This window comes from Acinetobacter sp. YH1901134, assembly GCF_013416965.1.
Lineage (GTDB): Bacteria > Pseudomonadota > Gammaproteobacteria > Pseudomonadales > Moraxellaceae > Acinetobacter > Acinetobacter amyesii.
In genome coordinates this window covers 128,934-155,921 of sequence record NZ_VPEW01000008.1, presented here as the reverse complement: position 1 = coordinate 155,921, position 26,988 = coordinate 128,934, and the positions used below count along the sequence as shown (strand labels likewise).

The 26,988-nt window shown below is 42.7% G+C and carries 28 protein-coding genes and 1 pseudogene; 11 read left to right on the top strand and 18 right to left on the bottom strand.

The window, feature by feature from the left end:
• Position 1: 1 nt before the first annotated feature.
• The 7 genes from rpsS to FTV50_RS10120 form a co-directional block, all read right to left on the bottom strand.
• The gene (gene rpsS, locus FTV50_RS10150; protein ID WP_004281508.1) at positions 2–277 is read right to left on the bottom strand and encodes a 30S ribosomal protein S19; all 276 of its coding nucleotides are present in this window, start codon (positions 275–277) and stop codon (positions 2–4) included.
• Between the two features lie 19 nt (positions 278–296).
• Complete coding sequence (gene rplB / locus FTV50_RS10145) at positions 297–1,121, bottom strand: 50S ribosomal protein L2 (RefSeq protein WP_078189278.1); 825 nt, start codon at positions 1,119–1,121, stop codon at positions 297–299.
• 11 nt (positions 1,122–1,132) lie between these two features.
• Entirely contained in the window at positions 1,133–1,453 is a 321-nt protein-coding gene (gene rplW / locus FTV50_RS10140) for a 50S ribosomal protein L23 (RefSeq protein ID WP_005012992.1), read from the bottom strand.
• Positions 1,450–2,052, bottom strand: coding sequence for a 50S ribosomal protein L4 (gene rplD, locus FTV50_RS10135; protein ID WP_078189279.1), 603 nt, complete (start codon positions 2,050–2,052; stop codon positions 1,450–1,452). Before rplD ends, rplW begins: the two co-directional genes overlap by 4 nt.
• Before the next feature lie 11 nt (positions 2,053–2,063).
• A complete protein-coding gene (gene rplC, locus FTV50_RS10130; RefSeq protein ID WP_078189280.1) occupies positions 2,064–2,702 on the bottom strand; it encodes a 50S ribosomal protein L3 in 639 nt (212 codons plus the stop codon).
• A gap of 59 nt (positions 2,703–2,761) precedes the next feature.
• Complete coding sequence (gene rpsJ, locus FTV50_RS10125; protein WP_000070912.1) at positions 2,762–3,073, bottom strand: 30S ribosomal protein S10; 312 nt, start codon at positions 3,071–3,073, stop codon at positions 2,762–2,764.
• 268 nt (positions 3,074–3,341) lie between these two features.
• The gene (locus tag FTV50_RS10120; RefSeq protein WP_180024351.1) at positions 3,342–4,079 is read right to left on the bottom strand and encodes a type 1 glutamine amidotransferase; all 738 of its coding nucleotides are present in this window, start codon (positions 4,077–4,079) and stop codon (positions 3,342–3,344) included.
• 158 nt (positions 4,080–4,237) lie between these two features.
• Here FTV50_RS10120 and FTV50_RS10115 point away from each other — a divergent pair, with 158 nt between their 5' ends.
• The 7 genes and pseudogenes from FTV50_RS10115 to FTV50_RS10085 form a co-directional block, all read left to right on the top strand.
• Positions 4,238–5,440 (top strand): PLP-dependent transferase, encoded by a 1,203-nt coding sequence (locus tag FTV50_RS10115; protein WP_180024350.1) that lies wholly within the window; start codon positions 4,238–4,240, stop codon positions 5,438–5,440.
• 14 nt (positions 5,441–5,454) lie between these two features.
• Entirely contained in the window at positions 5,455–7,038 is a 1,584-nt protein-coding gene (locus tag FTV50_RS10110) for a helicase HerA-like domain-containing protein (protein WP_180024349.1), read from the top strand.
• A 150-nt stretch (positions 7,039–7,188) separates the two neighbouring features.
• Positions 7,189–8,397 (top strand): NO-inducible flavohemoprotein, encoded by a 1,209-nt coding sequence (gene hmpA, locus FTV50_RS10105; RefSeq protein WP_078192460.1) that lies wholly within the window; start codon positions 7,189–7,191, stop codon positions 8,395–8,397.
• Between the two features lie 86 nt (positions 8,398–8,483).
• Positions 8,484–8,927: an Rrf2 family transcriptional regulator gene (locus FTV50_RS10100; RefSeq protein WP_180024348.1), complete on the top strand. Its 444-nt coding sequence runs from the start codon at positions 8,484–8,486 to the stop codon at positions 8,925–8,927.
• Between the two features lie 85 nt (positions 8,928–9,012).
• Positions 9,013–9,873: a ribosome biogenesis GTP-binding protein YihA/YsxC gene (yihA, locus tag FTV50_RS10095; RefSeq protein WP_180024347.1), complete on the top strand. Its 861-nt coding sequence runs from the start codon at positions 9,013–9,015 to the stop codon at positions 9,871–9,873.
• A 157-nt stretch (positions 9,874–10,030) separates the two neighbouring features.
• Complete coding sequence (locus FTV50_RS10090; protein ID WP_180024346.1) at positions 10,031–10,975, top strand: metal-dependent hydrolase; 945 nt, start codon at positions 10,031–10,033, stop codon at positions 10,973–10,975.
• 223 nt (positions 10,976–11,198) lie between these two features.
• A pseudogene (locus FTV50_RS10085) lies at positions 11,199–11,543 on the top strand (VOC family protein); the annotation flags it as partial.
• Positions 11,544–11,620: 77 nt separating this feature from the next.
• Here FTV50_RS10085 and FTV50_RS10080 read toward each other — a convergent pair.
• Together FTV50_RS10080 and FTV50_RS10075 are read right to left on the bottom strand one after the other, a co-directional pair.
• Positions 11,621–12,880, bottom strand: coding sequence for a dicarboxylate/amino acid:cation symporter (locus FTV50_RS10080; RefSeq protein ID WP_180024345.1), 1,260 nt, complete (start codon positions 12,878–12,880; stop codon positions 11,621–11,623).
• A gap of 247 nt (positions 12,881–13,127) precedes the next feature.
• Positions 13,128–14,000, bottom strand: coding sequence for an acyl-CoA thioesterase II (locus tag FTV50_RS10075; RefSeq protein WP_180024344.1), 873 nt, complete (start codon positions 13,998–14,000; stop codon positions 13,128–13,130).
• 287 nt (positions 14,001–14,287) lie between these two features.
• Between FTV50_RS10075 and plsB the strand changes: the two genes are divergently transcribed.
• Positions 14,288–16,861, top strand: a complete 2,574-nt coding sequence (plsB, locus tag FTV50_RS10070; protein ID WP_180024343.1) for a glycerol-3-phosphate 1-O-acyltransferase PlsB — start codon at positions 14,288–14,290, stop codon at positions 16,859–16,861.
• A gap of 85 nt (positions 16,862–16,946) precedes the next feature.
• Here the strand turns inward: plsB and FTV50_RS10065 are convergent, their stop codons facing one another.
• Both FTV50_RS10065 and FTV50_RS10060 read right to left on the bottom strand, forming a co-directional pair.
• Entirely contained in the window at positions 16,947–17,543 is a 597-nt protein-coding gene (locus FTV50_RS10065; RefSeq protein ID WP_180024342.1) for a methyltransferase domain-containing protein, read from the bottom strand.
• Positions 17,544–17,694: 151 nt separating this feature from the next.
• Entirely contained in the window at positions 17,695–18,474 is a 780-nt protein-coding gene (locus tag FTV50_RS10060) for an NAD-dependent epimerase/dehydratase family protein (protein WP_180024341.1), read from the bottom strand.
• Between the two features lie 59 nt (positions 18,475–18,533).
• On the opposite strand from FTV50_RS10060, the gene recG reads away from it, so the two are divergent.
• The gene (gene recG / locus FTV50_RS10055) at positions 18,534–20,579 is read left to right on the top strand and encodes an ATP-dependent DNA helicase RecG (protein WP_180024340.1); all 2,046 of its coding nucleotides are present in this window, start codon (positions 18,534–18,536) and stop codon (positions 20,577–20,579) included.
• A 140-nt stretch (positions 20,580–20,719) separates the two neighbouring features.
• On the top strand, positions 20,720–21,352 hold the full coding sequence (locus FTV50_RS10050) for a ComF family protein (protein WP_180024339.1): 633 nt from the start codon (positions 20,720–20,722) through the stop codon (positions 21,350–21,352).
• Positions 21,353–21,398: 46 nt separating this feature from the next.
• Here the strand turns inward: FTV50_RS10050 and FTV50_RS10045 are convergent, their stop codons facing one another.
• Together FTV50_RS10045 and FTV50_RS10040 are read right to left on the bottom strand one after the other, a co-directional pair.
• Positions 21,399–21,806, bottom strand: coding sequence for an NUDIX domain-containing protein (locus FTV50_RS10045; protein ID WP_078192470.1), 408 nt, complete (start codon positions 21,804–21,806; stop codon positions 21,399–21,401).
• Entirely contained in the window at positions 21,803–22,411 is a 609-nt protein-coding gene (locus tag FTV50_RS10040; RefSeq protein ID WP_180024338.1) for a TIGR00730 family Rossman fold protein, read from the bottom strand. The genes FTV50_RS10045 and FTV50_RS10040 overlap by 4 nt, the downstream gene beginning before the upstream one ends.
• 155 nt (positions 22,412–22,566) lie before the next feature.
• Here FTV50_RS10040 and FTV50_RS10035 point away from each other — a divergent pair, with 155 nt between their 5' ends.
• Positions 22,567–23,580: a CorA family divalent cation transporter gene (locus tag FTV50_RS10035; RefSeq protein WP_078189297.1), complete on the top strand. Its 1,014-nt coding sequence runs from the start codon at positions 22,567–22,569 to the stop codon at positions 23,578–23,580.
• A gap of 76 nt (positions 23,581–23,656) precedes the next feature.
• Here FTV50_RS10035 and FTV50_RS10030 read toward each other — a convergent pair whose 3' ends face one another.
• From FTV50_RS10030 to FTV50_RS10010, 5 genes are read right to left on the bottom strand one after another with little or no spacing between them, the layout of a single operon-like run.
• Positions 23,657–23,917: a lipid asymmetry maintenance protein MlaB gene (locus FTV50_RS10030; RefSeq protein WP_218945760.1), complete on the bottom strand. Its 261-nt coding sequence runs from the start codon at positions 23,915–23,917 to the stop codon at positions 23,657–23,659.
• Between the two features lie 39 nt (positions 23,918–23,956).
• Positions 23,957–24,592, bottom strand: a complete 636-nt coding sequence (locus FTV50_RS10025; RefSeq protein ID WP_078189299.1) for a phospholipid-binding protein MlaC — start codon at positions 24,590–24,592, stop codon at positions 23,957–23,959.
• Between the two features lie 17 nt (positions 24,593–24,609).
• Positions 24,610–25,290 (bottom strand): outer membrane lipid asymmetry maintenance protein MlaD, encoded by a 681-nt coding sequence (locus tag FTV50_RS10020; protein ID WP_180024337.1) that lies wholly within the window; start codon positions 25,288–25,290, stop codon positions 24,610–24,612.
• Positions 25,290–26,069: a lipid asymmetry maintenance ABC transporter permease subunit MlaE gene (gene mlaE, locus FTV50_RS10015; RefSeq protein WP_180024336.1), complete on the bottom strand. Its 780-nt coding sequence runs from the start codon at positions 26,067–26,069 to the stop codon at positions 25,290–25,292. Before mlaE ends, FTV50_RS10020 begins: the two co-directional genes overlap by 1 nt.
• Positions 26,066–26,884: an ABC transporter ATP-binding protein gene (locus FTV50_RS10010; protein ID WP_111885426.1), complete on the bottom strand. Its 819-nt coding sequence runs from the start codon at positions 26,882–26,884 to the stop codon at positions 26,066–26,068. Before FTV50_RS10010 ends, mlaE begins: the two co-directional genes overlap by 4 nt.
• Between the last annotated feature and the right edge of the window lie 104 nt (positions 26,885–26,988).

Sequence of the window (26,988 nt, the reverse complement as noted above, 5' to 3'; positions counted from 1 at the left end):
ATTAACGTTTAGACTTCTTGTCAACACCGTGACCACGATAGGTACGAGTTGGCGCGAATTCACCTAATTTATGACCAACCATATGCTCAGATACAATCACTGGAACATGGTTACGGCCATTGTGTACAGAAATTGTTAGACCAACAAAATCCGGTAAGATCATCGAACGACGCGACCAAGTTTTGATCGGCTTACGGTTATTAGCCGCGATAGCCGCTTCAACCTTAGCGAACAAGTGCGCATCGACGAATGGGCCTTTTTTCAGAGAACGAGGCATTGTCAGATTCCTTTACTTGTTACTTAACGCGACGGTCGCGAATGATCATCTTAGTCGTACGCTTGTTGGTACGTGTTTTGTACCCTTTAGCTTTTTGACCCCATGGACTTACAGGTTGAATACCTTTGTTACGTCCTTCACCACCACCATGTGGATGGTCTACTGGGTTCATCGCCATACCACGTACGGTAGGACGAACGCCACGCCAGCGTGATGCACCTGCTTTACCAAGTGAACGAAGGTTGCTTTCTGAGTTAGAAACTTCACCTAACACAGCACGGCATTCAACGTGTACTTTACGCATTTCGCCTGAACGAAGACGAATAATAGCGTAAGAACCGTCACGACCCAACAATTGAGCAGATGTACCAGCAGAACGTACTAATTGTGCGCCTTTACCGATTTTAAGCTCGATGTTGTGAAGAGTAGAACCGATAGGCATGTTGCGAAGTGGCAAGCAGTTACCTGGACGGATTGGAGCATCGTTACCAGACTGAACTTGATCACCAGCGCGAAGGCCTTTAGGTGCAATAATATAGCGACGTTCACCGTCAGCATATTTCAATAAAGCAATATGAGCTGTACGGTTTGGATCGTATTCAATACGCTCAACTACAGCTGGGATGCTGTCTTTGTTACGTTTGAAGTCTACGATACGGTAGTGCTGTTTATGACCACCACCAACGTGACGAGTTGTAATGTGACCGTTGTTATTACGACCGCCAGTACGTTTTTTAGCTTCAACCAACGGAGCATATGGCGCGCCTTTGTGAAGGTGGTTATGAACCACTTTCTCTACAAAGCGACGTCCTGGAGACGTTGGCTTACATTTTTGAATCGGCATAATTTTCGTCCTTATTCCGCTGCGTTTTCAGCGGTATCGCCCAAGTCAGCCATTTCAACATCTTGGCCAGCTTTCAGGGTGACGTATGCTTTTTTAACATCAGAACGACGTCCTAATGTTTTACCAAAGCGTTTAGTCTTACCTTTAGTGATCGTTGTGTTAACTTTAACAACTTGAACACCAAATAGTTGCTCAACGGCTTTTTTGATTTCAAGTTTGTTTGCATCTAGTGCAACTTTGAACACTTGAACACCAGCAGTTTCGCCTAAAACTTGTGCTTTTTCTGAGAATACAGGTCCTTGTAGGACTTGATAGATACGTTCGTTGTTCATCCGAGTTCTACCTCAATTTTCTTAGCAGCAGCAACAGACATAACAACTTTATCGAACGCGATCAAGCTAACAGGATCGATTGCAGCAGCATCAACCACATCAACGTGTGGAATGTTGCGAGCAGCAAGATACAAGTTCTCATCAACAGCATCTGTAACGATTAATGCACGAGGTGCATTCAAGTCGTTAAGTTTTGCAAGCAATTCTTTAGTTTTTGGAGCTGCAACAGCAATCTCTTCAACTAAAACAAGGCGATCTTGACGAACAAGCTCAGCCAGGATGCATTGCATAGCACCGCGATACATTTTACGGTTTACTTTTTGAGACCAGTCTTGTGGACGAGCAGCAAAAGTTTTACCACCGCCAACCCAGATTGGGCTACGAATAGAACCAGCACGAGCGCGGCCAGTACCTTTTTGACGGAAAGGTTTTTTACCACCGCCAGAAACGTCAGCACGTGATTTTTGCGCTTTTGAACCTTGACGACCACCAGCTAAGTAAGCTGTAACAACTTGGTGTACAAGAGCTTCGTTAAAATCACGACCAAACGCAACTTCAGATAACTCAACAGCAGAGCCGGAAACAGTATTTAAATTCACGTTATTTCCCCTCAGGCCTTGATAGTAGGACGAACAGTAACGTCGCCACCAGTAGCACCAGGAACCGCGCCTTTAACAACTAGAACTGAACGTTCTGCGTCGATAGCAACGATTTCAAGACCCTGTGTAGTTACACGTTCAGCACCTAAGTGACCAGGCATTTTTTTGCCTTTGAACACGCGACCAGGAGTCTGGTTTTGACCTGTAGAACCGATAACACGGTGAGATACAGAGTTACCATGTGTAGCGTCTTGAGTACGGAAGTTCCAACGCTTAACACCACCTTGGAAACCTTTACCTTTAGATGTACCAGTAACGTCAACAATTTGACCCACTGTGAACACATCTACACCGATAGTTCCGCCAACTTCACGACCTTCAAGATCAGCTTCTGTAGCGCGGAATTCTTGAACTAGACGACCAGCAGCAACACCAGCTTTCGCAAAGTGACCTTTCTGAGCGTTAGTTACGCGAGATTCGCGACGTTCACCAGTAGTGATTTGAATCGCTTGATAACCATCAGTTTCAAGCGTTTTGATTTGTGTGATGCGGTTAGGATCAACCTCAATCACTGTTACAGGTACAGAAACACCAGCATCTGTAAAGATACGTGTCATACCGCACTTGCGACCGACTAAACCAATAGCCATGTGCATAAACCTCTAAAAAAGCGGCCTAATTAACTTAGAGCGTTAATTAACCGAAAGCCTTAACCCAAAGCGATCTGAACATCAACACCAGCTGCAAGATCTAACTTCATCAATGCATCAACAGTTTTATCTGTAGGTTGAACGATGTCGATCAAACGTTTGTAAGTGCGGATCTCGTATTGGTCACGCGCATCTTTGTTAACGTGTGGTGATGTTAAAACGTTAAAACGTTCGATACGTGTAGGCATCGGGATTGGACCACAAACTTGTGCGCCAGTACGTTTTGCTGTTTCTACGATTTCTTGAGCTGATTGATCAATTAGACGGTGATCAAAAGACTTAAGACGGATACGAATTCTCTGGTTAGACATACCAGTTAACTCCAAGCCAAATATATAAAGAATCACCCTTGACGCATCTCACCCCACTTTAAAAGAGGCAAGTGTCAAGAGCAGTGAAATATCACTAAGGTCACGATCGATGCCGCGACTGTCACGATGTTAACTACTTTATTCGTAGCTAACCCCCTTCATCAAAGGGTCGCCCATTATAGCTATTGTTTAATGCATAAGCAAATCTCTTTTGCTGTTTTTCTTATATTTTTCATTTTTTATGCAAGATCAATTGCTTAACTTTTAATCAACAGGCATTTTTTCTTAATACATACTCTATTGCTTGGTTTAGTATTTGATTTCCCTCAATAAATTTGTTTTTTGCGCTTTTCCGTAGATCATGTACTGGCTGTACATGTGTTCCTGAAAAAAATGCCACTTCTTCATCATTTTCCAAAAATAAATCGAGTACTTCAGGAGTAATTTCAGGATGAAATTGGAAGCCCAAAACATTTTGCCCGATTTGATACATTTGATTACGACATGCATCATTTTCCGCCAGTAATACCGCTCCTTTGGGAATTTCAAATGTTTCACTGTGCCACTGCATGACTTTAAACTCTTCAGGTAGTTTGAAACAGTCATGCGGTACGTTAGCGACCTTACGGATGGTCGTCCAACCCAATTCTTGTTGTGCATTTCGACTCACCGCACCACCCAAAGCATTGGCAATCAATTGCCCACCTAAACAAAGCCCAATTGCGGGTTTACCGAGTGCTAAATAGCGTCGCAGCCATCGTTTTTCTATTTTTAACCATGGGAAATTTGCCTCATCATTTACGCTCATGGTCCCACCCATGATGATGAGTAAATCGACATCTTCAACATGCGGCAAAGCCTCGAGATCCAAGGCTTGATCGACTGGTAATGCAAAGAATTCTGTGGCCGTAATTTTGGCCTGATGCTGTTTTAAAAATTCATAACAACTGCCGAACCCTTCGCCAGCAATATGCTGAAAATAATGTACTTTTAAATGCGACTTCATGCGCTAAACCTATTGTTGTTGCTCTGATATCGGTTTTGCAAGAATGAAGCCAACTTTGCTTTTCACTTAATTTTCTATACAAAAGCATCGTAAATCCATGCGTTTTAGTCGTATTCTTTTGAACATTCATTATTATTTTGATCATTTCAGAGCGCCACGTGAAAAAGAATCCTCAAACTGAACTCATTCATGCACCAAGAAAGGCACCGCAATACATCAATAGTGTTCAACCTCCCCTGTTTCGTGCATCCACTATAATTTTCGAAAATACAGATGCGCTATTTAATCGCCATTGGACTGATGATTATGACTATAGCTATGGCACACATGGTACCCCCACGACATTTACCCTAGGCGATCAGCTTGCTCAGATTGAAGGAGGCTTGTATCACCTACTTGCACCAAGCGGTTTGTCTGCAATTAATTTGGTCAATTCATGTTTTTTAAGTCAGGGGGATGAGGTTTGGGTCGCAGATAATATCTATGGCCCAAATATGGAACATCTGCGTAACCTAGAAACCCGCTATGGCATCGTGGTCAAGGTTTATAACCCGATTGATGTGAACTCACTCACACCTTCAGCGCAAGCCAAGCTTATCTGGTTAGAGGCAGCAGGTTCTGTCACTTTAGAGTTTCCAAATTTAGTCGGCTTGGTCAAAAAAGCTCAAGCGCAGAACATTCTCACTGCACTGGACAATACGTGGGGCGCAGGACTTGCCTTTAATGCTTTTGATTTTAGTGCTGAGCACCTGGGTGTCGATATCAGTGTGCATGCCTTGACCAAATACCCAAGTGGCGGCGGGGATATTTTGATGGGTTCGGTAATTACACGAGATAAAAAGCTTTATCACAAACTGTTTCGTGCGCACGCCATTCAAGGCATTAGTATCTCTGGTGATGACGCCGCGCAAGTACAACGCAGTCTGGCTTCTATGCGCCTGCGCTATGAACACCAGTCACAAAGTGCTTTAACTTTATTAAATTGGCTAAAACAGCAACCAGCCTTTGTACAGGTTTTACATCCTGCTGATGAAGCTTCCGCAGGACATCAGTATTGGAAAGAAATTTGTACAGAACAACACAGTGCCGGCTTGGTCAGCGTGGTATTTAATGAAAAATATAGCTTGCAAGATGTACGCCGTTTTTGCGATGCGCTGAAACTATTTAAACTCGGTTTTAGCTGGGGTGGCCCAGTCAGTTTAGTCATGTTATATAACTTAAAAGATATGCGTGTACTCGAACATTCACATATTCAAACCGGCTTACTGGTTCGCTTTTGTATAGGACTAGAACATCCTGCAGATTTAATACAAGATATAGAAAACGCACTACAACATTTAAATAAACAGCAACTCGAATAAATACAGGAACATCTATGGGTACACCAATTGTTATTGGCAAAAAAACACAAGACACTACACAAGATGTGGTGCTTCATTCACAATTTGCGAACCGCCATGGTTTGATCGCTGGGGCTACAGGTACTGGTAAGACGGTGACGTTGAAGGTGTTGGCAGAAAGTTTTTCTCGGCTGGGTGTACCCGTATTTTTAGCCGATGCCAAAGGGGATGTTTCTAGCCTTGCCAAAGCAGGTGAAAGCAATCCTAAGTTTGACGAACGAATTAAAAGTTTAAATATCGAGAGCATTCCTTTTGCTGCCTCCCCTGTGGTGTTTTGGGATTTGTTTGGTGAACAAGGACATCCCATTCGCACTACCATTTCTGAAATTGGTCCACTGCTCCTTGCCCGAATTCTGAATTTAAACGACACGCAAGAAGGTGTGTTATCTGCGGTCTTTCGTATTGCCGATGATCAGGGCTTATTGCTCATCGACTTTAAAGACTTAAAAGCCATGATTAGCTACGTCAGTGAACATGCATCCGAATTTAAAAATGAATATGGCAATTTATCACCTGCAAGCTTAGGTGCAATTCAACGTAATTTGCTCGCATTGGCAGATCAAGGTGGTGACAAGTTTTTTGGTGAGCCTGCTCTCAATATCATGGACTTTATCCAAACGGATACACAAGGTCGTGGCAACATCAACCTGCTCGCCGCCGACAAGTTAATGAATACCCCTAAGCTCTATGCGACTTTCTTACTGTGGATGCTGTCAGAACTGTTTGAACAATTGCCCGAAGTTGGAGATATGGATAAACCCAAACTGGTGTTCTTCTTCGATGAAGCGCATTTATTATTTGATAATGCCAGCCCTGCTTTACAAGAAAAGATTGAACAAGTGGTTCGTCTGATTCGCTCTAAAGGGGTCGGCATTTACTTTGTAACGCAAAATCCACTTGACCTACCTGAGAGTGTTTTAGGACAACTGGGTAACCGTGTTCAACATGCCCTACGTGCATTTACCCCCAAAGATCAGAAAGCGGTCAAGACGGCAGCAGATACTTTTCGAGCCAATCCTGCGTTTAAAGTCGATCAAGTAATTACGGAACTGGCTGTAGGTGAAGCATTAATTAGCTGTTTAGATGAACAAGGCACACCACAAATCGTTGAACGTGCTTGGGTGATGCCACCCTACTCATCATTTAGCCCAATTGCTGTAGAAGAACGCAAAGCACTCATGACAAATAGCGTTGTTGCAGGCGTGTATGACACCGAAGCAGACCGTGAAAGTGCCTATGAACTTTTACAAAATAAAGTGGCGGAGCGCCAACAACAAGCCGTCAAAGCGGAACAAGATAAAATACAAGCCAAAGAACAAGAAGCGTTAGCCAAACAACAAGCCAAAGAAGCAGATGCACTCGCCAAACAGCAAGCGCGTGAACAAGAACGACTTGCACGCGAACAACAAAAAGAAGCTGAGCGTTCAGCCAAACAACGTGAAAAACTGATTCAAGACACGGTAGGAACTTTTGCAAAAAGTGCTGCACGCAGCTTGGGTGGGTCGACAGGTCAGAAAATCGTACGCGGTTTGCTAGGTTCACTGTTTGGTAAAAAATAATTCGCCATTACGATTATCTATGCTGAATTTATGGGATATTTTAATATCCCATATTTTTTTTATGGTTTTTACTAAAACATGTATTGCGCGGATGTATTTAAAAATGTATTTTAAATACATCTTATAAATAACAGCCATGAGAGATCAGCTATGACTCCGCAGCAAATTGACCTAGTAAAAGCTACTGTTCCTGTTCTACGTGAAAATGGTGTCGCGCTGACTGGTTACTTCTATAATCGTATGTTGGGCAATAACCCTGACCTCAAAGAAACCTTTAACATGGGACATCAGCGCAGCGGTGCTCAGGCACAAGCTTTGGCGGGTGCTGTATTGGCTTATGCTGAAAATATTGAGGACCCATCTGTACTTTTACCAGTTGTAGAATTAATTGCGCATAAACATGTGAGTCTTAACATTCAAGCTCCAGACTACAATATTGTCGGCGAAAATTTGCTGCACTCGATCAGTGAAGTATTAAGCATTTCAATGGAAGATCCACTGATTGCAGCTTGGGCAGCAGCATATGGACAATTGGCAGACTTGTTTATCAGCACTGAAAAAGCGATTTATGAGCAACATCAGCAAACTAAAGGCAGTTGGTTAGGTTGGCGTAATTTCAAAATCGCGAAAAAAGTGGCTGAAAGTGATGAAATCACCTCATTCTACCTTGAGCCTTCTGATGGTGGTGATTTACCAAAATATGAAGCAGGTCAGTACATCTCTGTACGTGTATTGGTCGATGAGCTGGGTCTAAAACAACCACGTCAATATACACTGTCTACCAGCCCACAAGACAACTACTTACGTATCTCTGTAAAACGTGAAGATCAGAAAGGTGACTTGGTTCCAGGTTGGGTATCAAATACACTGCATGGCTTGGAGATCGGTTCAGAAATCGAAGTGTCTGCACCAACAGGTAATTTCTTCCTGATTGATTCACAAAAACGCAATGTCTTTATCAGTGGTGGTGTAGGTCTAACACCAATGATTGCGATGCTGAATCAGTTGGTGACTTTAGACATGCCACAACCTGTAACCTTTATCCATGCCTGCCGTAGCAAACAAGTGCATGCAATGCATAAACACATTCAGGATTTGGAAGCAAAATACCCACGTCTTAGCACTTTTACAGCGTATGAGTTCCCTCATGCTAATGATAAATTAGGTGAAGATTATGATGCTGCTGGTCGTCTAGACTTAGGCAGCATGGATACTGCACTGTTACCGATCAATGCGGATTATTACCTTTGCGGTCCAATGCCATTTATGGCTGAACAACAGAAAGCTTTAATTGCTCGTGGTATTCCTGCTAGCAATATTCACAGCGAAGCTTTCGGCACTGGTGGTGTAAAACACTAACTAAGCTATTCACCTGAAATACAAAGGGTTAGTTTAGTTATGCTAGACTAGCCCTTATTTATTTCTCTCAGACTCACAGTATTATCATGCAACTCAATAAATTCACCGATTATGCATTACGCATTTTGCTCTATATCGCACGTCCTCGTGATGTGCCTTATAACATTGCTGAAATTGCAGAAGACCTGCACGTTTCGCGTAATCACTTGGTGAAAATTGTGCATTTTATGGCAAAGCAAAACTGGTTAATCACCAGCCGCGGCAAAGGTGGCGGCATCCGCCTTAACCCTGAAGCACTTGAGGCTCAGCTCGGTCAAATCGTACGGATTTTGCAAGGTAATCACCAGATTGTTGAATGCAATGACCCACCCTGCGTACTGCGCAGTCAGTGTGGTTTAAAAAGCATTTTAGACCAAGCTTTAGAACAGTTTTATCAAAGTCTCGATCAGTATAAACTTGCTGACGTCTTACAACCAAGCAGCGCATCTAAATTTACAACACAATCTCCGATTCAACTGATCAATCTCTAATTTCACTTTGCCTGCGACAAAATTCGCTTGCCTGCCCGACTTCCTTTATAATGCGTGTTGTTAAATCAGTTATTGAAGTTGGGTTATGCATCAGCACAGAGGAAAATCACGAAACAGTAAAGCGGCCAATGCGCCGAAGCAAAAGATTACTTACGAGAAAAAAGTAGACTCTGCGATTACTGAATATGCTGTGCGCTCGCTCAACTGGCTACGCAAAGCTGAGTTCTTAATGAGTGCGCCTAAACTCAACCTCTGCGTTGAAGATACCGGCTATGAAATTGCCTTTGCTGGCCGTTCCAATGCGGGTAAGTCGAGTGCCATTAATGCGCTCACTAACCAAAAACAATTGGCACGTGCGTCGAAAAAACCGGGTCGTACCCAAATGATCAACTTTTTCAGTCTAGGAAATCCTGATCAACGTTTGGTCGACTTACCGGGTTATGGCTATGCCGCTGTACCTGAAGCAATGAAAATCGTGTGGCAAAAAGAGTTAGAAAACTATCTAATACACCGTGAAAGTTTACAAGGTCTTGTGCTGTTGATGGATATCCGTCATCCACTACAACACTTTGACGTCATGATGTTGGAATGGGCACATTCACGTAAATTGTTCGTACATGTACTCCTGACCAAATCAGATAAATTAAACCGTGGCCCAGCCTCTAAAGCACTACAAGAAGTGAAAGCAGCATTGAAAAAAATGAAGCTGAACTTCTCTATCCAATTGTTCTCATCATTGAATAAACAAGGTTTAGAAGAGTTAGCGAGTGTCATGGCGGGTCGTCTAAACTTCACTCTAGAGCAATCCACAGAGTTTGATCTCGACAGCATACCTGAAGCATCGGAAGATGATATTGAAATCGATGTGGACGCGGAAGCATTCAATGACTTCCACACTACATCTAAAGATTTACCCCAAGCTGAAGACAAAAAATCAGACCACTAATCCATTATTTTTAAAGTCAGCGCAAGGATGATTGTCTGACAAAAAGTATCATCTGAAGATAATGAAATGTCCTGTATTGCTAATCACAATGCAGGATTTTTTTTGGATACTGAATACATCAGATGTGCACTCGATCACATAAAAACAAGGATAGGTCATGAAATTACTCTCCCGCTTGAGAAACACAAAACTTGGATCATCAATCGAATATAAAATTAAGCCACGCAAAGTGAAATTTGAGTGGCAAGATACTCAAGTTGACTGGGTGCCTAACCAACCTTTTGTCAGCTATTTTATTAATGAAATTAATATGATCTTACCGGCTGGTGAGTTTTGGTTTTGCCGACTGTATAACAAAGTATTGCCACAAATTAGAGATGAAAAACTAGCAGAGGACGTTAAAGCATTTATCCGCCAAGAAGCCATGCATGCTCAGGCACATAACTCTGCTAATAAAGAATACTTATCTCAGCGCAATATCAGTATTCAACGCAACCTTGAGATCATGGACTTTCTCTTTGGCAAACTGCTTGCGGACCAACCTCTAGGGCTCAACGTACCTAAAGCTTTGGATCATCAATGGGATCTCTTTCGTTTAGGGGTGATTGCAACTGTTGAACACATGACCTGTGTACTAGGCAAATATGCTTTATACAACAAAGAGTGGGAACGCCTCGGTGCCGATCCGAATATGCTCGATCTAGTAAAATGGCATGGTGCAGAAGAAATTGAGCATCGTACCGTGGCCTTTGATTTGTATCGTCATCTTGGTGGGGGCTATATTTCTCGCTATTATCAAAGTGTGATCGTGATTGCTGCCGTACTTGGTCTCTGGGTCGATGGTGCTGCACATATCATGAAGCAAGACTCGCGCTATGCATCGATTAAACCAGCCGTATATAAACCGTGGATTTGGCGTGAATGGGCACATATCGCGCAAAAAGACAATCGCTTATTACCACATCCACTTTGGTTAGTGTCGCAGCAATTGGGATATTTAATGCCTTGGTACGATCCTGTGCATGAAGCAAAAACTGAAGATGCGATTGCTTACCTCGACAACTCTCCTGCTGCAAAACGTGCCGCACTGAAAGTTGCATAAACACCATTTAAAATCTGTATTAAGCAGGGTTCGCCCTGCTTTTTTTGTGCTCACTTCCATTACGCTCTATTTTTTTATTGAGCAATCAACAAACTTAAGATGAATAGGGTCGTCATAAGTTCGAGGTTTAAAGTACAGTTCTTCCGAACTCCCTATTCTCTTTAAAATGCATTTATACTCAGCCTCATCCTAAAATAAAAATAAGCCATTCAGGAGCATCTCCATGCACGCTCACATCTCCGTCATTACACTGGCCGTGAAAGATTTACACGCTGCATTCGCGTTTTATCAAGAGGGTTTAGGTCTAAATAGCACAGGGATTATTGGGACTGAATTTGAACATGGCGCTGTGGCATTTTTTGATTTACAACACGGTTTAAAGCTTGCACTCTGGCCGCAAGATAGCTTTAGTCATGACATCGGAATCAGCACTTCAGCGTTTTGTCCAACTTAAATGTCTCTGGGACATAACGTTAAAAGTCCCGCAGCCGTCGATCAAATCATGCAACAAGCCCAACGCGCTGGTGCAAAAACAATTAAGCCCGCACAGCCCACGTTTTACGGTGGTTAAGCAGGCTATTTTCAAGACTTAGATGGGCATCTGTGGGAGATCGTCTACAACCCACATTTCAGTACTTTATCTGCTTAATTCGACAATGCTGGTTCATCTACATCTCGCGTATGGCGATCAACCACCACGCTAATCATCATATCGCCCTGTACGTTCACCACAGTCCGTACCGTATCTAAGAGTCGATCTATCGGCAGTAAAATCGCAATGGCTTCCGCAGGGAGTCCGACTGATTGTAAAACCATAATCATTGTCACCATTCCAGCACTTGGAATACCCGGCGCACCGAGTGAAGCAATCATGGCGGTTGCACAGACAATTAACTGCTGCCCCAAACTCAAATCTAGTCCCATCAAATTTGCAATAAAAAGTGCGGCAGCAGCTTCATATAGCGCAGTACCATCCATATTCAACTGCGTGCCCAATGGAATCACAAAACCTGCCGTTTGAGGACGGACGCCTAAATTTTCCTGCGCACATTTCATCGACAGTGGCATCGTTGCTGAACTCGAACTGGTTGCAAAAGCAGTGATTAAGGCAGCTCGTGTTCCTCTAAAAAACGTCAGAGGACTCATTTTCCCAAAGATCCAAAGCAGCAAAGGTAACACCACTGCCCCATGGAAAATCGTGGTCCCTGTGACTACGGCAGCAAACTCCGCGAGGCGACTCAACACCGAAATATCTTCTGTAGCAATCAATTTAGCCAATAATGCAAAAATACCAATCGGTGCAAGCTTCATCACCCAGCCGATGATCATCATCATGATGTCGAAAAATTGCTGACTGAGCTTTCTCACACTTCGGAACTTTTCACCGCCTTTGACCAAGGCCACACCGAGAAATAGTGAAAACACCACGACTGCGAGTACGTTGCCATCACTAAAGGCTTTAAACGGATTAATCAGTGTATTTTGAATAAAATTGGTAAAGAATGAACCTGCTGTGAGGGTGTCAGGGCTCTGATGCTGTTGCATTGCATCTTGGAACATGACGATGTCCACGCCCTGCCCGACTTTAAAAATATGCGCACATGCTAGACCCAAGATCAGTGCCAAAGTTGTGGTAGTGACACAGCACGCTAAGGTAATTTTCCACGTTCGACTCAGCTGACCACCCGCTTGTAAATTCGATACCCCCACCACGATCGAACTAAAGATCAGCGGAACCAAGATCATTTTCAGCAAGCCAATAAAAATACTACTGGCAATCCCCAAGCCATACAGGCTGGCAGACAAAAACTGCGTCTCTGGAAACTGAATTAATAAAAACCCAAATGCCACACCCAATATTGCGGCAATTAAAATCTGCGTATTTAAGCTCATTGTGCCTTGCATTTATCATCCTTTATTCAGGCACTATGCCATGCGCCCCACCGGGAATCGAGGAATTTTTTGTCACATGCACTGCTACAATTCTGCAAAGCACGAATTCAGCTCCATTCAACTTATACTGCACCCTAACTAGAGAACTCGATTCCGTGAGTAGCTCCATACCCAAAATTGACGGCATAAAAAAACCAAATCAGGAGATTCGGTTTTTTCAGTATTCAGCTTTTACGACTTAACACATAGTGCTTAAAGCTTATTGTGTTTCAATTTCGCGTAAACGGATCAAGCCTTCTTGTGTCGTACTACAGACCAATTCACCGTTTTGCCACATGCGACCGAAATTTAGACCACGTGAACTGGCACTGACTGTGGCATCCATGTCATAAAGCATCCATTCATCCACACGGAATGGCTTATGGAAATACATGGCATGATCAATACTCGCACACTGCAAACTTGGTGATAAATAACTTAAACCATGTGGGCGTAGTGCAGTCGTCATCAGCGTAAAGTCTGAATAGAATGCCGCAATAGCCTGATGTAATGAGATATCATCAACGTCAGCAGCAATTTTGTCATGGGTACGAATATAGTGTGCATACGATGGCGCAGCAGGCTGCGGTTGGTACGGGTTTTGTGGATCAATCGGGCGAATTTCTACATGACGGTCGCGCATAAAAGACGTACGGACGTTTTCAGGGACAAACTCCACCATCATCCGTTTTAGCTCAGCTTCAGATTTTAAATCCTCTACAGCTGGATATTCTGGCTCTGCAACTTGGTAGTTCAACCCGTCTTCTTGCTCTGCAAATGACACCATACACATGAAAATGGTTTTACCATGTTGAATCGCACGCACCTGACGACTCACAAAACTGCGTCCATCGCGAATACGATCCACTTCATAAATGATCGGTGCATTGATATCACCGCCAAATAAGAAATAGGCATGTAAAGAATGAGCAGGTCGATCTGTCGTATAAGATGCCGCACGTAGCGCCTGACCTAAAACCTGTCCACCAAAGACACGTTTCCCGACCAAATTTCGGCTTTGCCCACGAAAAATATTTTCTTCTAATTTTTCAAGGCTGAGTAAATCAACCAACTCTTGTGTTAAGGCATTCATAACAAACCTATCTATCATTCGGGATTAAGCTAATGCAGGCAACATCAACAGATGTTTAAATATATTTTCCATTTTGCCATAAATCCAGACTAAAACCCTAAAGATTCGCTGACTGATCTGTCACCTTGCTGATGCAATATAACTGCTAAAAATACGTTTTTTAACGATAAAATCTTACAATATCTATGCAATTTGTCAGAAAATGACATACAGTTTTTAAGTACAATTACGCAGAATAGATTCCCCTCAGAATCTCTGTGGTTTGGTCATGAAAAGTAGGAGTTTGTATGTCCAAGAGCGGCTTTGGTCAGATGTATCGAAAGCTTTCGAGTAAACTGCTTGACCTTGTGGTAACACCGCATGTTTTAGGTGAAGTCCCTGTAGAACCTGTAGTGACTGAAACCGATACAGATACCGGCGTACAGACAACGAAAATTACCTGCTACGTTCTGCAAAATCATTCACGGAGTAATGCTTTAATTGTCGATGGTGAAACCCGTCGTTTAAAGCTACACCCTGCACTCGACCCAATGACTGTGGGTACGCAAACAGAAAAAGCCTCTGTGGTGTTTTTACAACATCATGATGAAGACAACTTACTCAATCCACCGCCACATGCCTTTCCACCTCGTTTATTACGTTTAATTGAGGTTTTGGAAAAAAATCCTGATGCGGATGTTGAGCTCGTTCCTGTAACCGTGCTGTGGGGCCGTGAACCCGATAAAGAAGATTCTTGGTTTAAATTATTATTTACCGATACATGGTCTACACCAAGCAAAGTGAAGCAGCTGGTCAATATTGGTTTGCACGGTCGTCAATCGTACCTTGAATTCCATGAGCCACAGTCTTTGCGTCGTTTGGTTGAATATGCCAAAACTACACATCCAAACTTGTCACCTGCGACTTATATTGTTAGCACACTGAATGATTATTTAGATGCGCAGCGTGAAGTGGTTTTGGGTCCGGATTTATCTGACCGTCGTAATGTGATGCATGGCCTGATCAAATCTACGGATGTGCAAGATGCGATTCGTCGTGAAAGCATTCGCAGTAAAATCAGCATGGTTGAAGCTGAACGTCGTGCGATTGGTTATTTAAATGAAATCGTTTCTGACTATTCTGCATCAACAGTACGTTTTGCTGACTTAGCCCTGACTCGTCTGTGGACACAGCTTTATGATGGCGTCGAAGTGCATAACTTCAGTACCGTTCGTGAACTAGCCAAAGACTACGAGATCATTTACACCCCATGTCATCGTAGTCATATTGACTATTTGTTATTGTCATATGTGATCTATAAACGTGGCTTGATGGTGCCGTACATTGCTGCGGGCGATAACTTAAACATGCCATTTGTCGGGCAAATTTTACGTGGCGGCGGCGCGTTCTTTATTCGTCGTTCATTCCGTGGCAATGGTCTCTACACCACCGTATTTAAAGAATACCTCTACAGTATTTTGGCGCGTAATACGCCGCTTGAATACTTCATCGAAGGTGGGCGTTCACGTACTGGTCGTTTATTACCACCGAAGACCGGCATGCTCGCCATGACTGTCCATGGTCATTTACGTAATCCAGCCAAACCGATCGTGTTCTTACCGACCTATATTGGTTATGAGCGTTTAATGGAAGGTGCGACCTACGTTGGTGAAATGAATGGTAAGCCAAAAGAAGGCGAATCAATCATCGGGATTATGAAAACCCTGCGTAAGATCGAACGTATTTTCGGTAAAGTTCATTTGAATTTTGGTGAGCCGGTTTTCCTTGATGATATGTTGAAACAGCATAATGCAAGCAACATCAAAATCGAGAAAAATGACGACCCAATTCCGCCAGAAGTTTCGGATGCCATTAACAGTTCTGCACACGTGATTTTAGAAAATATTAACCGTGCAGCAGTGGTGAACCCAGTTTCATTGCTTTCACTGATTTTATTGGCAACATCTAAACATACTTTAGATGAAGAGATTTGCATTAAGCAGTTAGATACCTATCGCGATCTTTTAACTGCCTTACCTTACGATGAGCGCATGCAAGTGACACCGCTGTCAGGTAAAGAAATCATTGCTTATGGTTTAAAACTCAAGCTGATTAAACGTGTTAATCATGTCCTTGGCGATATTATTGCCATTGCTGATAATCAAGCGGTGTTGTTAACCTACTTCCGTAACAACATCCTGCACGCATTTATTTTGCCATCACTCATTGCCGCTTTGGTTGAACATAATGGTTCTATTCGCCGTGGTGATTTGATTAATGTCATTCGTACACTGTATCCGTTCTTAAAAGCTGAGTTATTCCTCAAATGGAATAATGAAGAGCTTAAAGATCAGATCTGTGCGTACGCAGGAGTACTGATCAAAGCTAAACTGATTTCTGAAGATGCAGAAGGCAACCTGATCTCCCCTGCGCCGAACTCAGAGCAGCACAATCAGTTAGTGGTCTTGGCTGCACCTGTAATGCAAAGTCTAGAGCGTTACTACATGACTTTGGCTTTAATCACACAACGTGGTTCGGGCAATATCTCGACGCGTCAGGTTGAAGAACTCAGTCACTTGGTTGGTCAACGTCTGTCTGTGTTGTATGAATTTAACTCACCAGAGTTCTTTGATAAGGCCTTGTTCCAAAGCTTTATTAAAGTCTTAACACAACAAGGTTATATCAGCACCAATGAAAACAACGCCATTGTGTTTGATGAAAATTTCCAAAATGTTGCGCAATATGCCAACCTCGTTTTGGATGATGTGACACTCCAAATGTTGCAGCACATTACAACCTTTAGTGATGAAGAGTTAAAAGAAGCACTTGATAAAGTGGCTGCTGAACAAGCTAAAAAACGTTTGAAACGTAAGAAAAAATAAACCGTTCTGATTTTTTCGCCATAAATGCGGAAGAAGATGAGCAAAATCAGGGACAAGTTGTAAAAAACTTGTCTCTTTTTTTGGATTATACAAAAGTATTTAATATTTTCTTTTTTAAAATTAAGGTATGTACATTCCAAAATTTTGGAGTGCCATTGGCTAGCGGTTTATTGCCTTTAAATTCATCGATATAAATAATATCAAAGTCCGCATCAAACAATTGTTTAAGCTCTTCCTGCTCAAAACCTATAAACTTTTCAGAAAAATTATTTACCCAATCATCATCTTTTCCTAACAGTTGTATGAGTAAAATGCCTTGCTCACTTAAGGGTTCCTGCATTTTCTTTAAAACACTTTCAAGCGAATCCATAGAACAAAAAAATAAACTGAATAAAGCAATAATTAAACTAGCTTTAGGAAAGCTATAGTCTTCAAAGGCCTGATTAGAAAATAAAAAATTCTTATTGTCTTTAAATTTACTTAGACAGATATTTTTAGCGTCAACAGTTGGATCAAATGTATATACTTTAAAATTATGACGGAGTAGAAATGATGATTCATTTCCTGCACCACAACCACAATCAATCGCGATCTTTGGTAAATTCTCAAAATAACTCAAAGCTTTTTCCAAAATCGGTCTATGGGGTAAATTCTGAGTAAGTTCAGCAAATGATTTTGTCATTATTTAAATTTTATCCTTTGAGATCCATTCGAAAATTTGAACAATACATGTTTTAAAAGACCTATCTTATTCATTTATAGAATTTCTTTTAATACTCACAAAGCTGCACTGAAATTTATACGTCACACCAATTTTACACTACACATCACAATCAATCGTGCGCCAACTTAAAACCACTCTCCATCATCCGCGTTGCATAAAGTTTTTTCCCTGTTTCTGCTTCGCTCTCTAAAACCAATTCGGGTAAATGCATAGCTCTTTGCAATTCCAAGATTCGCTCATGCAAGGGTTGAGGTTGATTATTATTACAAATATATGATTTCTCAGGATGTTCCACGTGAAGTAGATGACACAGAAATTTTGCCAAATCATCGATATGTATTCGATTTGACCAATGGATATTGGGATAGCGATGAGTCGTTTCTGCCAGTTTCTGCATTCGTTTTGTCGATGTGCCATAAATCCCAGATGGACGTACAATCACGCATTCGGTAGGAAATGCTTGTGAGTAGCGATGCTCCATTTCGCGTAACAACATCCCCTGCTCATCGATCGGTTGTGGCACAGTGTCATCATCAATGCGCTCCCCCGCATGCTCACCATAGACACGAGTGGACGACACCACGATTAAACGTTGTATTGGATGATGTGCTAATGCTTGAACAATTGGCTGTACAGAATCGACATAAGTGTGTCGGTAAACATCCACAGCATTGCATTGAGCATGACGTGCAGGAGCCAAAAGAACATAGACAGCATCAATCGGTTGAACCTGCGACAAATCCAGTTGGTGAATATCTTGGATTAAATGTTCTGCAAAATCATCCTCTTTCGCACTACGACTCACTGTGGTAATTTGGTGACCTTGCTGAAATAATTGTTTAGCAACACGTTGCGATGTTTTACCATAACCGATAAATAGAATATGCATCAAACGACCTATTCTCAGAACTGATCCATTTAGATCATATAAACCGAAGTTGAGGGGACATGGCTGCCGTCCATCAATTGCAAGGGGTTGGCAATGCCGCCGCTGCTTTACTTGAAAAACTAAATATTTTCACGACAGATGATCTTTTGTTTCATCTGCCACGCGACTATGAAGATCGTAGCACGATCATCCCCATGAACCAATTGACCGTGGGTCGAAGTTATTTACTAGAAGGCACGGTCAAAAGTATCGACTTTCCACCCGGAAAGCGTAAATCGATGGCTGCCCTACTGGATGACGACTGTGGCAAAGTTACTTTACGTTTTTACCATATCTACAAAGGCATTACTGATCGGGTAAAACCGGGCATTCGTTTACGGATTTTTGGTGAAGTCCGTGTTGGTGCTCGTGGCTTAGAAATGTATCATCCTGAACTACAGGTGATTACTGAACACACGCCTTTACCACAAACCCAACTCACTGCGATTTACCCCGCAACCGAAGGCTTAACGCAGTCCAAACTGCGTGAATATGTCAAACAAGCACTACAGTTATATAGTGATGACTTACCTGAATTATTGCCGGAAAAATTCACCAATGGCTATGCCCTAAAACAAGCACTGGACTATATTCATCACCCCCCTGTCGATGCCAATATGTTGCAACTCAGCCAAGGTTCTCATCCTGCACAGCAACGTTTAATTTTCGAAGAATTGGTTGCCCATCAGGTCAGTTTGCTCAGCCGCCGTGCTTATATTCAACAAATCGAAGCACCGTCATTCTCTACAAGTAAGAACTTCACCAAACAACTTTTAAGTACACTACCGTTTGAAATGACCGGCGCACAAAAACGCGTGTCCAAAGAAATTGCGGTCGATCTGAAAAAGAACAAACCTATGCTGCGACTCGTACAAGGTGATGTAGGTGCAGGTAAAACCCTAGTCGCAGGCGTTGCAGCCTGTCATGCGCTCGAGGAAGGTTGGCAAGTGGCCATGATGGCGCCAACAGAAATTTTGGCCGAACAGCATTATCTAAATTTCAAAAAATGGTTTGAGCCTATGGGTCTAACCGTGTCTTGGCTTTCCGGCAAGCAAAAAGGTAAAGCTCGAGCTGCTGCAGAACAAAGTATTCAAGATGGTTCAGCCAATTTAGTGGTCGGCACACATGCTTTATTTCAAGACAATGTACAATTTGCCAAATTGGGTTTAGTGATTATTGATGAACAACACCGTTTTGGCGTCGATCAGCGTTTGGCGCTACGAAACAAAGGTCTCAATGGCATGACACCGCATCAACTGGTGATGACAGCAACCCCTATTCCTCGTACCTTGGCCATGTCGGCTTATGGCGATTTAGATACCTCCGTCATTGATGAACTGCCACCCGGTCGTACACCGATTCAAACAGTCACTATTCCACTTGACCGTCGTGAAGAAGTGCTACAGCGGATTGCCAGCAATTGTGCTGAAGGTAAACAAGCCTATTGGGTCTGCACCCTAGTGGAACAATCAGAAACTTTAGATGCTCAGGCCGCTGAAGCGACTTTTAATGAAATTAAAGAACGCTTTCCAGACCTCAATATTGGTCTTGTTCACGGCAAAATGAAGGCCGATGAAAAACAAGCAGTGATGCAGCAATTTAAAAATAATGAATTGCAATTACTGATTGCAACCACAGTGATTGAAGTCGGTGTTGACGTCCCAAATGCCTCAATCATGGTAATTGAAAATGCAGAACGCTTAGGGCTTTCACAATTACATCAGCTACGTGGTCGTGTAGGGCGTGGTGCCAAAGCCAGTTTCTGTGCTTTGCTGTATAAAAATCCTTTATCGCAAAATGGGCAAGAGCGTTTACGCATCATGCGTGAAACCAATGACGGCTTTATTATTGCTGAAAAAGATTTGGAAATTCGCGGCCCCGGCGAGCTCCTCGGCACTAAACAAACGGGAGATATGGGCTTTCGTGTAGCCAAATTGGAGCGAGATGACCATTTACTCAATCAGGCACACTATGTGGCTCAACAAGTCCTAAATGATTATCCTGCACAGGCTCAAGCGCTTTTAAAACGCTGGCTGCCTGAAGCACCCCGTTATGCCTATGTATAATTAGGATGATGGTTCGATCATCCTAATTATACAGATTGGCTTTAACGAATAAGCTTGTCGAACAGGTTTCTGTGGTGTCGTGATTGCACTTCACAGCAATCTGTGCAAAATACTCAAAAAAGAATGATTAGAATAAAAATATGCTCCAATCCATCCAACATTTCATCCGAAAAGGAATGCAGAGCGTTTCCCCTTGCCTGCTCTGTGGTATCGATCGACAACAACATCATTCGCTTTGTATTGACTGCTGGGAACAACTGCCTTGGTTTAAACAAATGGTTAAACGCCATGAACACAGCATCTCTTGTGCCTTTCACTATGATTTTCCAATAGATCGCATCATCCAAAGCTATAAGTATGAGCAACAATTGCACTATCAAAATTTACTGGCACAAAGCCTTTTAAGCTTGCGCTTAGCTAGGGCTCAAGCCATCGTCCCCATGCCTATTTCAGTAGAACGCCTCAAAGACCGTGGGTACAACCAAATGCTGCTTGTTGCACAGATGATGGCAAAGCAATTGCACATCCCTGTTTGGCAACCGGTGATTCGTCAAGCACAGCACGCTCAAAAAGGTTTAAGTCGGCTAGAACGCCTAGAAAATATCGAACAGCAATTTATTATCGACCCAACCGAAAAACGCCGTTTCCGTAAAGTCCTCATCATCGATGATGTGGTGACCACGGGGAGTTCAATCCATGCATTAAGTAAGCTGTTACATCAGCTACATTGCACGCAGGTATATGCCGCATGCATTGCTGCGGCACAGCCTTAGTTTCAAACATCAACCACTAATAAAGAAACTGAGCAAGCGAAGCGGTTTAGCTTTCAGCAAGAGATCGCGCCTGCTGCTTCACCCAAGGAATCACCACCTCACGTGTTAAAGGTGCAAGTTTTGTTTGTGTATCATCCAAGCTGACCCATTGCATTGCTGCAATTTCCGCATCAATTTTCGGTTCACCTTGCAACTGAACTAAATAGACATAACTCACCAGTAGATGATCAGCTTCGTTCGCAGCTGCCGTTTCAAAACGACCAATGAATTGTTCAATCTGTGCAGCGCAGCCAATTTCTTCCTGAATTTCACGCAGCATGGTGATTTCAGGAGCTTCATGGGGTTCTAACTTTCCACCTACTTGCATAAAGAATGCCGTGTGTTTTTTACGAACCACTAAAAGTTCATGCTGTTCATTTAAAATAATGGCTGCGGCAACAGTGATAATTTTCATCTATCTTGTTCCAAATCGGCGATAAAGGCTGTACGTTCAACCATGCCCCATTTCGGCTCTGGCGCAGTGAAATGTTGAAACTGCTCAACAATCGTTTCAATATTATCTTCTGCAATTAAGCCTTCGATAAAACGCGGATGGGTAAAGCCTTTTTCTGCGGTAGTTTTCAGAAAATTCAATAAATCGTCATAAAAACCATCTACATTGAGAAAGGCACATGGCTTTAAATGAATGCCCAATTGAGCCCACGTCCACTGCTCAAAAATTTCCTCTAAAGTCCCAGCTCCACCTGGAATCGCCACAAAACCATCCGAGAGTTCAGACATTTTAGTTTTCCGTTGTTGCATATTTTCTACCACATGCAATTCGGTTAAATCTGGATGTGCCAATTCTTTATCGACCAAGACTTTTGGAATCACTCCAATGACTTGCCCACCTGCACGCAAAGCACTATCTGCCACAACCCCCATCAAACCTGAACGACCGCCACCATAGACTAGTGTGATACCTTGTGCCGCCAAATGACGGCCGACTTTTTCTGCCACCTGTAAATAGGCAGGATTGTTACCAAGGGCGGAACCACAGAAAATTGCGATAGATTTCATTTATAATCACCATCAGATCAGGAACGCTATGCTGGAAAAATCAACTTTAAACAGATTTTTTCATAAATTAAGCATTAGAACAGTGTTTTTCAGCAAATCCTTGTCTAAAATACACCCATTCATTTTTAACTTACTGCGTAAGGGGAAAAGACAACATGCTTGAAGCCTTTTACGCGACAGAGCGCGGTAGCTTAGAAGATGTCACCATCAATGGTGACTTCGATTTACATCAGGATTTAGTCTGGCTCGATCTCATTGCCCCATCCCAGGAAGAACAGCAATGGATTATGGATGCCTATGATCAAAATTTACCTACATTAAAATCATTAGAAGATATTTCGTCGAGTGCACGATTCTACCGTGATGACGACGGTATTTTGCACATCAGCACCTATTTTTTAACGAAAAATAAAAATTTTCAGGTCGATGGCGAACCCGAAGAAAATGCCAGCACCTTAGCTACCGTGCAGACAGTTGCCTTTATTTTGCATAAAGAGCGCTTATTCACTTTACGGGGTGAAAAGCTGGTGGCTTTCCGTGCCTTTCGTGCCCGCGCGCGTCGTAACGATTATGAAATTGACTATAAAGATCCAACTTGGATTTTATTGGGTCTTTTAGAAGCCAAACTCGATGAACTTGCGGATATCTTGGAAGATATCCACAAGGACTTAGAAAAGTATTCCACAGAAGTACTAAATAACCGTCATCGTGAGATGATTTTAGACTTAGATGACATGATTACCCGACTTGCGCATTTAGAAGATATGCTCGGGAAAGCTCAGCTGTGTCTGATCGATTTACGTCGTGTTCTCACCTTCCTATCACGTCCTCGCGCCTTGGGCAGTCATATTTATGATGCCGACATCCGAGAACTCAGTGAAGATGTGCGCTCTCTTGTTGAGCATGATGCCTTCTTGTTCCAAAAGGTTCGATTCTTACTGGATACCACTTCTGGGTTCATTAACACCGAACAGAACGATACGATTCGTCGATTCTCGATTTTACCAAGTATGCTTGCGCCACCGATGTTAGTGGCCAGTGTCTATGGGATGAACACCGACGTACTACCCTTTGCGCATGGTACAACCAGTTTTATCGTGGTCAGCTTAATCATCGTGGCATTCTTTATTGGCCCATTGATGTACTTCCGCTGGAAGAAATGGATTTAATCCTTTCCTATTGCGTGGACTTGCGAGAGCTTCTTATCGCACTGCAATAAAAAAAAGCACCATATGGTGCTTTTTTTTAGATCAATTGCAAGTCATGCTCAAGATGACAGGCTTGAATAATCTTCATCATTTTTTCAGGGACTGCCTTAAACTGTAAACCTTGCGCTTTTGGCGTTTGACGTAACCAACGGACCAAAACAGCTAAAGCCAAAGTACTGCCATGCTCAAGCTCAGCAAGATTGACCACCAAGGGAAAAGCTTGCTGTTGTTGAATCAATTTCAAGCCGTCTTGATAATACAATTCGGCATTGTTGTAATCGATTTTGCCTGAAACCATCAATTCTTGTTGATGAAGTTTAATCACACATCACCTATCTTATTTTTTCTTGTCTAATGCAGCATCAGCATCAGGTTTGAAGTTCGCAATTGCTTTATCTATGTTACCGCCATTACGTTTTACAGTGGCCGCAAACTGATTACGGAATTGTAAGCCTAGATCGATACCCGAAACGTTGATATTACGGATTTTCCATTGTGAACCTTTATCCGCCAACTGGAAAGAGACTGGAATTTTTTCACCGTTGTTATGGAAATCAATCGTTACAACAGGGTTCTTACTGTTAGATGCTTTATATGGACGCATGCTATATGTTTGGTTACTAAACTTGGCAAAAGCTGAACCATAGTTTTCGATCAGTGTTGCACGGAAGTTACGTTCAAACTGCGCACGTTGAGCCGCTGAGCTGTATTGATTCGTTGCATACGTACCCATCACGATACGTGTGAACGCTTGTGAATCGATATACGGGTCTAGGTTTTGACGAACAATCGTTTTCACAGCCGCAGGGTTATTTTGTAGTTTTGCGTGGTCTGCTTTTAAACGTGTAATGAGGCCATCAGCCACTTTTTTTACAAATGCAGGTGGTGCTTCGCTTGGAGCAGCAAAAGCTGTACCTGCCATCATAGTTGATAAGATACTTGCTGTAAGCGTATGTTTTAACAATGTGTTCACTTAATTTCTCCTAAAAATTATTCAACAAATGCAGGTTCTTCTGCCGTTGTTGTGTCAGCAGCTTCTGTTTTTTGTTCAGCATCTGCTGTGTTGTCAGATTTGTTCCCTGCACCACCGGTCACAAATTTAGACACCAAATCTTCGATTTCCATCGTACCTTGGGTATTACCAATTTGGTCACCACGTTTTAAGAAGTTGACACCACCACCCGGTACAATTTTCAAATATTTCTCGCCCAATAAACCATTGGTTGCCACCATAATGTAAGCATCTTCATCGATATTGGTGATGGATTTCATGTTAGCAATCAGTTGCTGTTCCATTTCTTTTTGTTTCGCAGGTGTTGCTGCTTCATAGTCTGATGTGTAACGCAGTTCTTCGAGTGCATTCTTTTGCACTTCTTTTAACTGTTCTGCGTTATAAGAGGTTAATGAGCCATCCATAATCAGATGTGCTGTCACTAAGCGCGTCACAGGATCGAGTTTCAATGATTCCACTTGACCAACTTTGACACCACTTAAGGTGACTTTGGCACGGGGTTTAATCCCGTTTACATTTTCAAATGTCGCGGTCAATTCATAACTGTCTTCGATGTTATTGCCGACCAAACCACTCACACGCATCGCCAAGAAGAAAATAGCGATAGCAAACAGAATGACAAAAAAACCGACGGCCAGTTCACTCGTACGTGATTTCATTAAATACCTCCGAACATGACCGCAGTCAACACGAAATCTGAACCTAAAACACACAACGAAGAATACACGACAGTACGTGTGGTCGACGTTGCAATACCTTCTGAAGTTGGGACACAGGCATAACCCTGATAGACCGCAATCCAAGTACAAATTAATGCAAAAACAAAACTTTTGATGATGGTGCCATTAAAGACGTCTTTAAAGAATTGCACACTGTTCTCGATGCCACTCCAATAAGAGCCTTCATCTGCACCCAGAAAATCAACACCCACCAATTTACCGCCCATGATGCCGACCGCAGCGAAAATCACCGACAACATTGGTAAGCTAAAAATACCGGCCCAAAGTCGAGGCGAGATCACCCGTTTTAATGGATCGACCCCGATCATTTCCATACTCGACAACTGCTCAGTGGCTTTCATCAAACCAATTTCAGCTGTCAAAGCAGAACCTGCACGACCAGCAAAGAGTAAAGCCGCAACCACAGGTGCAAGTTCACGCAGTAAGGTCAGTGCAACGGCGGTGCCGAGCATTGCTTCACTACCAAAGGTCGACAGAATGCTATACATTTGCAAACCCAGTACCGAGCCAATAAATAAGCCAGATACCACAATAATCAGTAATGAAAGCACACCAACACGGTACATCTGATAAATAAACAATTTCACGCCAAGTAAAGTCGGCATGGAAAAAAGAATCTGCAGCAACATAATGGTTGCTACGCCGATTCCTTGAACACGTTCAATGACGCGTCTACCTAATGCGGCAATAGCATTCATGAACGAACCTCATGATTTAAATAGGGCTGATGACTGAATTGATAATCGACTGGACCTTCTACCGAACCCGTCAAGAACTGCTTCACAAACGGCGAGGCATGTGCTTTTAACTGCTCAGGTGTTCCCTCGCCCTGCACTTTCCCTTCAGCCACCACATAGATGTAATCTGCAATTGATAATGTTTCAGCCACATCATGAGATACAATAATCGTAGTTAAATCTAAAGCTTCACGTAGCGAACGAATCAAGCGAGTTAAAACCCCCATCACAATCGGGTCTTGCCCTGCAAAGGGTTCATCATACATGATCAGCTCAGGATCGAGTGCAATTGCACGAGCCAAAGCCACACGACGATTCATACCACCCGATAGTTCAGAGGGCATCATTTGTTCTGCACCACGTAAACCAACCGACTCTAATTTCAACGCAACAATTTCAGCGATCAAATGCTCTGGCAACTTGGTATGGGCACGAATTGGAAAGGCTACGTTTTCATATACCGACATATCGGTAAATAATGCACCGCTCTGAAACAACATCCCCATACGCGCACGCGCAGCGAAGAGTTCCTGACGTGACATCTGTGCAATGTCCTGCCCATCAAGCAACACTTCTCCATTATCGGGAGTCAATTGACCACCAATTAAACGGAGTAAAGTCGTTTTACCTGTACCAGATGGACCCATAATTGCAGTGATCTGACCACGACGAATTTTTAAACTGACATTGTCATAAATGACGCGCTCTCCTCGCTTAAAACTCAGGTTTTTCACTTCGATCAGTGCCTGAGTCTGAGAAGACGTTTGATTATTCATAGCTGAGGATTTTCCTGCATTTTTTTCAGCATGCATACTATAAAGGATTGAAGTTTAAAATGTTACCATTGCATGAGCGCATATCCCTGCATTCCGTCAGGTAA